Annotated in this window: 11 protein-coding genes; 5 read left to right on the top strand and 6 right to left on the bottom strand. The window is 62.8% G+C overall.

Annotation, left to right across the window (positions count from 1 at the left end):
- Window positions 1-372 precede the first annotated feature (372 nt).
- Window positions 373-909 (top strand): 50S ribosomal protein L19, encoded by a 537-nt coding sequence (rplS, locus tag B3605_RS16255; RefSeq protein WP_047508847.1) that lies wholly within the window; start codon window positions 373-375, stop codon window positions 907-909.
- A gap of 99 nt (window positions 910-1008) precedes the next feature.
- Here rplS and B3605_RS16260 read toward each other — a convergent pair whose 3' ends face one another.
- A complete protein-coding gene (locus B3605_RS16260; protein WP_162725212.1) occupies window positions 1009-1323 on the bottom strand; it encodes a hypothetical protein in 315 nt (104 codons plus the stop codon).
- Between the two features lie 580 nt (window positions 1324-1903).
- Window positions 1904-2347, bottom strand: coding sequence for an SRPBCC family protein (locus B3605_RS16265; RefSeq protein WP_112946133.1), 444 nt, complete (start codon window positions 2345-2347; stop codon window positions 1904-1906).
- A 257-nt stretch (window positions 2348-2604) separates the two neighbouring features.
- Here B3605_RS16265 and B3605_RS16270 point away from each other — a divergent pair, with 257 nt between their 5' ends.
- The 4 genes from B3605_RS16270 (at window position 2605) to B3605_RS16285 (ending at window position 6595) form a co-directional block, all read left to right on the top strand.
- Window positions 2605-3402 carry a transporter substrate-binding domain-containing protein gene (locus B3605_RS16270; protein ID WP_112946134.1) on the top strand — a complete coding sequence of 266 codons (798 nt, stop codon included), beginning with the start codon at window positions 2605-2607 and terminating at the stop codon, window positions 3400-3402.
- Between the two features lie 43 nt (window positions 3403-3445).
- A complete protein-coding gene (locus tag B3605_RS16275) occupies window positions 3446-4270 on the top strand; it encodes an amino acid ABC transporter permease (protein ID WP_112946135.1) in 825 nt (274 codons plus the stop codon).
- A 262-nt stretch (window positions 4271-4532) separates the two neighbouring features.
- Window positions 4533-5942 carry a 3-isopropylmalate dehydratase large subunit gene (gene leuC, locus B3605_RS16280; protein ID WP_112946136.1) on the top strand — a complete coding sequence of 470 codons (1410 nt, stop codon included), beginning with the start codon at window positions 4533-4535 and terminating at the stop codon, window positions 5940-5942.
- A 122-nt stretch (window positions 5943-6064) separates the two neighbouring features.
- Window positions 6065-6595 (top strand): SixA phosphatase family protein, encoded by a 531-nt coding sequence (locus B3605_RS16285; RefSeq protein ID WP_112946137.1) that lies wholly within the window; start codon window positions 6065-6067, stop codon window positions 6593-6595.
- A gap of 211 nt (window positions 6596-6806) precedes the next feature.
- On the opposite strand, the gene B3605_RS16290 is transcribed toward B3605_RS16285, so the two are convergent.
- From B3605_RS16290 to ccmB, 4 genes are read right to left on the bottom strand one after another with little or no spacing between them, the layout of a single operon-like run.
- Window positions 6807-7451, bottom strand: a complete 645-nt coding sequence (locus B3605_RS16290; RefSeq protein ID WP_296435060.1) for a DsbE family thiol:disulfide interchange protein — start codon at window positions 7449-7451, stop codon at window positions 6807-6809.
- Window positions 7448-7639: a heme exporter protein CcmD gene (ccmD, locus tag B3605_RS16295; protein ID WP_112946138.1), complete on the bottom strand. Its 192-nt coding sequence runs from the start codon at window positions 7637-7639 to the stop codon at window positions 7448-7450. Before ccmD ends, B3605_RS16290 begins: the two co-directional genes overlap by 4 nt.
- A 4-nt stretch (window positions 7640-7643) precedes the next feature.
- Entirely contained in the window at window positions 7644-8405 is a 762-nt protein-coding gene (locus tag B3605_RS16300) for a heme ABC transporter permease (RefSeq protein ID WP_018902258.1), read from the bottom strand.
- A 47-nt stretch (window positions 8406-8452) separates the two neighbouring features.
- On the bottom strand, window positions 8453-9112 hold the full coding sequence (gene ccmB / locus B3605_RS16305) for a heme exporter protein CcmB (protein WP_112946139.1): 660 nt from the start codon (window positions 9110-9112) through the stop codon (window positions 8453-8455).
- Window positions 9113-9262: the final 150 nt, after the last annotated feature.

Below are 9262 nucleotides of genomic sequence, written 5' to 3' on the forward strand. Positions count from 1 at the left end.
AGGGGGGAGAGCGACCCGTGGCTTGCTCCCCAACCAAACAATGATCGTGGAGCGAGCGGAGGAGCCCAGCCAAGCCCCCCACCTGGGTGGGAGATGCCTGGCAGGGCAGAGGGGGGTATCACACTCGCCGACAGCAGCCGCAGCGCAGCGTCCGCGTAACTCGCCGCACCGCTATTCCTGACGAATCTCACGCACAAGGGGTGACAAAGCCCGCGTGATAGAGTATGCGCACCCCCGGAATGGGAATCTCCCATCAACCAAGCAAAGAAAGACAGACGCATTCGCCCCTGCCTGAAGAGGCATATGTCCGAGGCTAGACCAAGGATCGATCGCAGGGCGCTCTGGTTGTCGAACCAACAATGAGGTTGACACATGAACATCATTCAGCAGCTTGAGGCCGAACAGGTCGCCAAGATCGAAGCCAAGCGCACGCTCCCGGAATTTTCTCCTGGTGATACCGTCCGCGTCAACGTGAAGGTCACGGAAGGCACGCGTACCCGCGTACAGGCCTACGAAGGCGTTTGCATCGCTCGCTCCGGCGGCGGTCTGCAGGAAAACTTCACGGTCCGTAAGATCTCCTACGGCGAAGGCGTCGAGCGCGTATTCCCGGTCTACTCGCCGGCCATCGAAAGCGTAGAAGTCGTTCGCCGCGGTAAGGTCCGTCGCGCCAAGCTCTACTACCTGCGCGATCGTCGCGGCAAGTCGGCCCGTATCGTTGAAGACACCGGCGTTCGCGCCCGCAAGCTCAACGACGCCGAGCGCGCCGCTCTCGCCCAGGAAAAGGCACGTCTGGAAGCTGAAAAGGTTGCAGCAGCTCAGGCTCTGGCAGCCGAGAAGGCAGCACAGGAAGCCGCTGAAAAGGCAGCTGCTGCTGAAGCAGCAGCCGCAGCCGAGCCGGCAGCGGAATAAGCTTCATCCGCAAGGATTGACGAAAAGGCGACCTTCGGGTCGCCTTTTTTGTTGCACGTGAGATTGGCTACGCCAATCGGCGGCCGCCGCTGCATGGCTTCAATCGTCGTCCAGTCCTGTCCACGACGATGAAGCATAGGTGCCGACATTCGCGTCGTCCTTGCTATTCGTCGCCGGTGCAAAGTGACGATGGTAACGCCTCATGGTCTCATATAGTTCTCGCGGCCTGCTGCCGCGGAGAAGGTGAGCATCAATTCTGGTCTCCTTTGTTTCGGCATCCCGTTTGCTGATCGCGATGATCTTGTTCTCCCGGAATCGCCCCACTTCGTGGTATTTGATGCCGGCGATCGACGCCCAGGGCATGCGTCCCGTGTCATGGGGTGTGACGTGGATGCCTTGGTGATCAAACGCCAAGACGACCTCATCAAAATCTAACCGTGACAGAAGTGCACGGGCCCCGACGGCGTAGATGGCCAAACATGCCATAGTGAGCAATATTCGGGGAGCCACGCCAAACTCTGGGCCAAGTATCTTCGTGGCGCCCGTGGCAACCGGATACAGAAGTATAACGCCTCCAGCCAGCAGACCGATGTAGATGGGCCGCTTCGCTCTCCTGAATTCGCGGCGAGGAAAGCTGGCTTCTGGTGGGTCCCTCATTGTCATCCCGCTTATGTCAGTCCTGCTCAAGGCCGCAGACGGCGAATACCAAGGGCGGATATCATACGCGCTCTTTTGGTGACGGCAGGATAGCAGTTCTGTGTTAATGCAATCAAAAGACGCATTTGGTCGGTGGGTGAGGGTGTGGCGAAGACCCCTCCCCAACCCCTCCCCACAAGGGGGAGGGGCTTGCTGGGCGCGGTGCCGGTGGGAAGCGCAACCTCTCGATAGTCTCAAGGCTGATAACTTGGTACGGGCGTGCCACCGGTTAGCCCCTCCCCCTTGTGGGGAGGGGTTGGGGAGGGGTCTTCCATAGTTTTGGGAGGGACTTTGTCGCCTACTCCGCAATCTCCGGCTCGATCAGCCGGGCCATGTTGCGCAGCGATTCCTGCCAGCCGAGGTAGCAGGCTTCCGGCGGGATGAGGTCGGGGATGCCGGCCTGGGTGATGTTGATTTCGGTGCCGACGGAGACCTTCTTCAGTTCGACCGTGACTTCCATCTCGCCCGGCAGGTTGGGGTCGTCGAAGCGGTCGACATAGCGCACGCGTTCGCCGGGCACGAGCTCGAGATATTCGCCGCCGAAGGAATGGCTGTTGCCTGATGTGAAGTTGCGGAACGACATCTTGAAGGTGCCGCCGACGGTCGGCTCGAAATGGTGGACGCTGCAGGTAAAGCCGTTCGGCGGCAGCCACTTGGCCATCGCGTCGGCTTCGATGAAGGCGCGGTAGACCTTCTCGGGCTTGGTGGCGAGAACGCGGTGCAGGCGGATGGTGCTTGGCATGGGGTGTTCCTCCGAGTTGATGCGAGACCCTAAGGACGGGTGGGCGGTAGGTGATCCGACATCCGATTGGGATTTTGTTCAAGGGGGTGGGGAGGGGACTTCTGAGACAGAGAACACCCCCGCGAATTTCCGTCCCCCAAACACCCTCATTTTTAAACCACCATTCCCGATTTCCCCCATCCTCGCACGCCAATCCCCTTGCCAGCGGCTTTGCAAACATGACAGTTTCCGCGAGCGCTATTTTGGGGAGATATTTCATGCTGTTTCGTCGCACTGTCCTTGCCGGGCTGACCGCACTCGCTCTTTCGCCGCTCGCGGCCACCGCCGCCGAGCTTCCCGATCTCAAGGGCAAGACCGTCGTCGTCGTCACCGAGAACGCCTATCCGCCGCTGCAGTTCGTTGATCCGAAGACGGGCAAGCAGATCGGATGGGAATATGATGCGATGAACGAGATCGCCAAGCGGCTGAACTTCAAGGTCGAGTACCAGAACACCAGCTGGGATGCGATGATCCAGGCGGTGTCGGACAATCAGTACAACATCGGCATGACCGGGATCACCATCAAGGATGACCGCAAGGCCAAGGTCGATTTCTCCGATCCCTACATGCGCTCGCAGCAGTTCATGCTGGTGCGGGGGGACGAGACGCGCTTTACCGACGCCAAGACCTTTGGCGCCTTCAATGACGGCCTGGTCGGCGCGCAGCCGGGCACCTCGCCCTTCTACGCCGCCGTCTACGAGATCCTCGACGGCAACGAGCAGAACCCGCGCATCAAGCTGTTCGAGACCTTCGGTGCCACGGTGCAGGCGCTGAAAGCCGGCGATGTCGACGTGGTCTTGACCGACAGCGTCGCGGCGCAGGGTTATGTCGATGCGTCGAATGGCGGGCTGAAGGTCATCGGCGGGCCGCTCGGCACCGAGGATTTCGGCTTCATCTTCCCGAAGGGCTCCGACCTGGTCGGCCCGGTCAATGCGGCCATTGCCAACCTGAAGGCCGACGGCACGTTCGACAAGCTGAACAAGACATGGTTCCTCGACTACAAGATGGGTCAATGATCCCGTCTTTTTCAATCGCTTGCCGCGCCCGGACTGAAGCATGATGGCTCCGCAGCCAAATCCGCGGGGCCAGGAGAGGGGCGACTATCCCTGGTGGCTGGTCGCCCTTGTCGTGATCGGCGTTACGCTCGCCGCGGTCATCATCGCCAACGACGTCTATGCGCAGGTGTTCCGTACCGTGTTCAACGGCGTCGGCATCACCATTTTCGTGACGCTCGTCGGTTTCGCGCTGGCGACGCTGCTCGGGCTCGGAGTCGCTCTGCTCGGGCTGTCGGACAGCGTCGCGCTGCGCCAGATCGCGCGCTTCTATGTCGAGGTTATCAGAGGCATCCCGATGCTGGTGCTTCTGTTCTACGTCGCCTTCGTCGGCGCGCCGGCCTTCGTTGTCGCCTATAATTTCCTGACCGCGCCGCTGGTCAATGCCGGACTGACGGAGCCGGTGCTGGTGCGCGATTTCTCGCTGATGTGGCGGGCGATCATCGCGCTGATGATCGGCTATTCCTCCTTCATCGCCGAAGTGTTCCGCGCCGGCATTCAGTCGGTCGATCAGGGGCAGATCGAGGCCGCCAAGGCGCTCGGCCTGTCGCGCTATCATCGCTTCCGCCTCGTGGTCTTCCCGCAGGCGATCAAGGTGATCTTTCCGCCGCTGTCGAACGATTTCGTGGCGATGGTAAAGGACAGTTCGCTGGTCTCGGTGCTCGGCGTTTCCGACATCACGCAGATGGGCAAGATCTACGCGTCCGGCTCCTTTCGCTTCTTTGAAACCTATTCGATCGTCACCTATATCTACCTGATCCTGACGATCGGCCTGTCGCTTGGCCTCAGGCAGATCGAGAAACGGATGCGCGGCAGAGACGGACGGCGATAAAGCGCTAATGAATCGAATTGCCGAGCATCGGAAAAATTGGTAAGTGACTGCTCATGGAATCCAAGTTCAGTTGCATTGGGGCGCATATTTTCGTGTTGCAGGATCACTACCGCCTGCCGGCACGCTTCTTTGCGACCGTTTCCGGTGCGCTCAACAGCCGACTTCGTTGATCCCTTTCTGATCGGCCGGTGGCCTATGCGCCGCCAAGCTCCATACCCCCACTGCAAGCAAACGCCCTTTGCATAATAACGGATGTATCGCCATGAGCGCACCTCGTACCCTCTACGACAAGATCTGGGACGACCACCTGGTCGATCAACAGGACGACGGCACCTGTCTTCTCTACATCGACCGCCACCTGGTCCACGAAGTCACCTCGCCGCAGGCCTTCGAAGGCCTGCGCATGACGGGCCGCAAGGTTCGCGCGCCTGAAAAGACGCTCGCGGTCGTCGACCACAACGTGCCGACCTCGCCCGATCGCCATCTCGGCATCAAGAACGAGGAAAGCCGCATCCAGGTCGAGCAGCTGGCGATCAACGCGGCCGAGTTCGGCGTCGAATATTATTCGGCGAGCGACAAGCGCCAGGGTATCGTCCACATCATCGGACCGGAGCAGGGCTTCACCCTGCCGGGCATGACGATCGTCTGCGGCGACAGCCACACCTCGACGCACGGCGCCTTCGGCTCGCTGGCGCATGGCATCGGCACGTCCGAAGTGGAACACGTTCTGGCCACCCAGACGCTGATCCAGAAGAAGGCGAAGAACATGCTGGTACAGGTCGACGGCGTGCTGCCTGAAGGCGTCACCGCCAAGGACATCGTGCTCGCCATCATCGGCGAAATCGGCACGGCAGGCGGCACCGGCTACGTCATCGAATACGCCGGCGAAGCCATTCGCGCGCTGTCGATGGAAGGCCGCATGACGATCTGCAACATGTCGATCGAAGGCGGCGCCCGCGCCGGCCTGATCGCGCCCGATGACGTCACCTACGAATACATCAAGGGCAAGCCGCGCGCGCCGAAGGGCGAAACGCTCGACCAGGCGATCGCCTACTGGAACACGCTGAAGTCGGACGAAGGCGCGCATTACGACCGCGTCGTCACGCTCAACGCCGCCGAACTGCCGCCGATCGTCTCCTGGGGCTCCTCGCCCGAGGACGTCATCTCGGTGCAGGGCATCGTTCCGAACCCGGATGAAATCGCCGACGAAAACAAGCGTACCTCGAAGTGGCGCGCCCTTGATTACATGGGCCTGAAGCCGGGCACGAAGATCACCGACATCGCCGTCGACCGCGTCTTCATCGGCTCGTGCACCAACGGCCGCATCGAAGACCTGCGCGCCGCCGCCAAGGTCGTCGAAGGCAAGACCGTTGCCGGCACCGTCAGCGCCATGATCGTTCCGGGCTCCGGCCTCGTCAAGGAACAGGCGGAAGCCGAAGGCCTCGACAAGATCTTCAAGGCAGCCGGTTTCGACTGGCGCGAGCCTGGCTGTTCCATGTGCCTGGCCATGAACGACGACCGCCTGAAGCCGGGCGAGCGTTGCGCCTCGACCTCCAACCGCAACTTCGAGGGACGTCAGGGCTTCAAGGGCCGCACCCACCTGGTGTCGCCCGCCATGGCAGCAGCCGCGGCCATCGCCGGCCACTTCGTCGATATCCGCGAGTGGAACTAAGGGTTTTCGGCCTCTTCCGGTGACGGGAGAGGCTGGATTGCATGCATTGCGAAAGGACAGGCTGGGCCTGTCCTTTTTCGTTTATGGGGTTACAACTTCCTATCCCTCATCCGGAGAGCATCATGACACCAGACACCACGCTCCCGCGATACCGCCTGCTTCTGCTGCGCCACGCCAAATCCGCCTGGCCCGATGGCGTTGACGACCATGATCGTCCGCTTGGCGGTCGTGGTTTGAAGGCAGCGCCGCTGATGGGGCAATACATGGCCCGCAAGGGGCTGGTTCCCGATCTTGCGCTGGTCTCAACGGCGCGGCGCACGCAGGAGAGCTGGGCGCTCGTCGGCGCCGAGCTGCCCGATGATATCGAGCGGCGGGATGTGGGGGAGATCTACGAGGCGGCGGCGGAGCGGATCGCGGGGGTTATCCGTGGTGTCGATGCTGCTGTTCGGACGCTGCTGGTTGTTGGGCATAATCCGGGGTTGCAGGAGCTGGCGATCGATCTCGTTTCGGATGGGGAGAGGCTTGCCGATGTCAGGGAGAAGTTTCCGACGGGGGCTTTGGCGGTGATCGATTTCGCGGTGGCCTGGGGGGATGTGGCCGCTGGGAGTGGGGTGTTGGAGCGGTTTGTGGTGCCGCGGTCTTTGGTGGGGTGAGTGGGGGTATTTTGGGGGCTGGCGTTGGCGCGCGGAGCCCCCTCATCCGACCCTTCGGGCCACCTTCTCCCCTGTGGGGCGAAGGGGAAGTTGAGCGAGCGGCCCGCCCCGAGTCCCTTCTACCCAGCGGGGAGAAGATGCCGGCAGGCAGATGAGGGGGCCACACGGTACAACCTTACTGGCGAAGCCAATAGCTCACCCCAAAGCCGTCCTACGACCCCGCCTTCCCCAAAGCCTTCTCCATCGCCGGATAAAGCCCCTCTTTCAAACTGATATCGTCGAACGGCCCAACCCGCTTGTAGAGGATCGTACCGTCAGGCCCGACAAGGTAGCTTTCGGGGATGCCGTAGACGCCCCAGTCGATCGCGGCTTGGCCCTTGGGGTCGATGCCGATCGCCTTGTAGGGGTTGCCGAGTTCGCCGAGGAAGCCCAGCGCGTTGTCGTTCTTGTCTTTGTAGTTGATCGCGACAATATTGAGCCGGCTATCTTTCGCCAGCTCCTTCAATATCGGATGTTCCTCGCGGCAGGGAATGCACCAGGAGGCGAAGACGTTGACCAGTGTCAGCTTGCCCTTGACGGCGGCGTCGGTGAGCGCCGGTAGGTTGGCGCCCTCAAGCGGCGGCAGGTCGAGCGATGGGGCCTTGGTGCCAAGCAGCGCCGAGGGGATCTCGGAGATGTTCTTGCCGTGCACATCCTGGTCGTAGAGCATCTTGCCCGCTGTGCCGGCAATGCCGGCGAAGACGAGAAGCGGGATCAGCGCGAAGGCGTAGCGGCCGAGGCCGCGCTTTTGCTTCGGCGTGCCGGGGGCGGCGGATTGCGTGGACTGCGTCGGCTCGGTGTTCGGCGCGTCGGTCATGGGTTCGCCTGTACGTTCGGCGCATCCTTGGCGCGGGCGGAGCGGCGCCGGATGCCGGAGGCTTCGAGCGCTTTGAGTTCGCGGCGGCGGGCGCGGCCGTCGAGCCAGGTCCAGAGCGTCACGGCGATGGTGATTGCGCCGGCGAATAGGTAGGAGCCGTAGACGTAGAAGGCGTAGGACTGTGTCATCTCTTTAACCCTCGCGGCTTGCCAGGCGCGCGGCGAGCCGGCGCTGGGCGGCAATCCGGCGGCGCCAGATCTCGTTGCGGATCGCCATCACATGCAGCGTCAGGAACAGCATGGTGAAGGCGATCGCCATGACCAGCAGCGGGCGTAAAAATTCCGGGTCGATCGCCGGGCCGTCCAGGCGCAGCACGCTTGCCGATTGATGCAGCGTGTTCCACCAGTCGACGGAGAACTTGATGATCGGAATGTTGACGAAGCCGACGAGGATCAGCACGGCCGAGAGGCGGGCGGCCTTGCTCGGGTCTTCCATGGCGCGGTTGAGCGCGATCAGGCCGAGATACATCAGGAAGAGGATGAAGACGGAAGTGAGCCGCGCATCCCAGACCCACCACGTCCCCCACATCGGCTTGCCCCAGAGCGAGCCGGTAACGAGCGCGATCAGCGTGAAGGCGGCGCCGAGCGGGGCTGCGGCCTTGGCCGAGACATCGGCCAGCGGGTGGCGCCAGACGAGCGTGCCGATCGCCGACAGGCTCATGATCGTGTAGCCCATCATCGACAGCCATGCCGCGGGAACGTGGATATACATGATGCGGACGGTTTCGCCCTGCTGGTAGTCGCCTTCGGTCGTGAAGCTGAGATACAGCCCCACGATGAAACAGAGGGCGGTGAACCCGGCCATCCACGGGATGAGGCGATTGGCGAGCGCCAGGAACCGCGTGGGGTTGGCGAGATCGCTGAATTTGGTGATGGCAAGGCTATTCTCGGTCATGCCGTCTCCTTAGCGCGATCCGCCGCCACGGGCAATCAAGCCGATGATCAATCCGATGTGTTGCGCAGCGCCAGCGCCGCCGCCGCCGGGCCGATGACGGCGAAGAACAGTGTGAGCGCGATCAGGATCAGGAAGGGCGGCAGGAAGGGGGCGGGGCCCTCGACCGCCGCGTAAGTCGCGCTGACGCCGAAGATCAGCACCGGGATGGTCAGCGGGAGCACCAGGATCGACACCAGCAACCCGCCGCGCGGCAGCGCCACGGCAACCGCCGCGCCCACCGCGCCGATCAGGGTGATGGCGGGCGTGCCGACCAGGAGCGTCAGCATGGTGGCGCCGATCGCCTTCTCGCTCATGTTCATGAAGAGGCCCAGCAGCGGCGAGGCGATCACGAGCGGCAGGCTGGTGGCGAGCCAATGGGCGAGGCACTTGACGAGAACGGTCAGCACCAGCGGCGTCTCCTGCATCAGCATCAAATCGAGCGCGCCATCGTCACGCTCCGCCTGGAAGAGGCGGTCGAGGCCGAGCAGGGCCGCGAGCAGCGCGCCGATCCAGACGATGGCGGGGCCGATGCGGGCGAGCAAAGCGAGATCCGGCCCGACGCCGAAGGGGATCACGGCGACGACTGTGAGGAAGAAGAGCACGCCGACGAGAGCCCCGCCGCCGGCGAGGATGGAGAGCTTGAGGTCGCGCAAGAGGAGGGCGGTCATGGGTGGGCCCTCTTTGGGGTGAGGTGGTGGTGGCCTGTAGCGCGGGTGGTGGGTTGGTGGGTGTGGTCGTTTGAGAGGTTGGTGGGTGCGGTACCCCCCTCTGCCCTGCCGGGCATCTCCCCCACAAGGGGGGAGATCGACTCGTGGCTT

This window comes from Rhizobium sp. UBA1881 (genome assembly GCF_002338015.1).
In the GTDB taxonomy this organism is placed as follows: Bacteria; Pseudomonadota; Alphaproteobacteria; order Rhizobiales; family Rhizobiaceae; genus Rhizobium.

Bases quoted from the DNA above. Each gene is read 5' to 3' on its own strand.
- rplS (WP_047508847.1), top strand. From the start codon at position 373: ATGAACATCATTCAGCAGCTTGAGGCCGAACAGGTCGCCAAGATCGAA.
- B3605_RS16265 (WP_112946133.1), bottom strand. From the start codon at position 2,347: ATGCCAAGCACCATCCGCCTGCACCGCGTTCTCGCCACCAAGCCCGAG.
- B3605_RS16270 (WP_112946134.1), top strand. From the start codon at position 2,605: ATGCTGTTTCGTCGCACTGTCCTTGCCGGGCTGACCGCACTCGCTCTT.
- B3605_RS16275 (WP_112946135.1), top strand. From the start codon at position 3,446: ATGGCTCCGCAGCCAAATCCGCGGGGCCAGGAGAGGGGCGACTATCCC.
- leuC (WP_112946136.1), top strand. From the start codon at position 4,533: ATGAGCGCACCTCGTACCCTCTACGACAAGATCTGGGACGACCACCTG.
- B3605_RS16285 (WP_112946137.1), top strand. From the start codon at position 6,065: ATGACACCAGACACCACGCTCCCGCGATACCGCCTGCTTCTGCTGCGC.
- B3605_RS16290 (WP_296435060.1), bottom strand. From the start codon at position 7,451: ATGACCGACGCGCCGAACACCGAGCCGACGCAGTCCACGCAATCCGCC.
- ccmD (WP_112946138.1), bottom strand. From the start codon at position 7,639: ATGACACAGTCCTACGCCTTCTACGTCTACGGCTCCTACCTATTCGCC.
- B3605_RS16300 (WP_018902258.1), bottom strand. From the start codon at position 8,405: ATGACCGAGAATAGCCTTGCCATCACCAAATTCAGCGATCTCGCCAAC.
- ccmB (WP_112946139.1), bottom strand. From the start codon at position 9,112: ATGACCGCCCTCCTCTTGCGCGACCTCAAGCTCTCCATCCTCGCCGGC.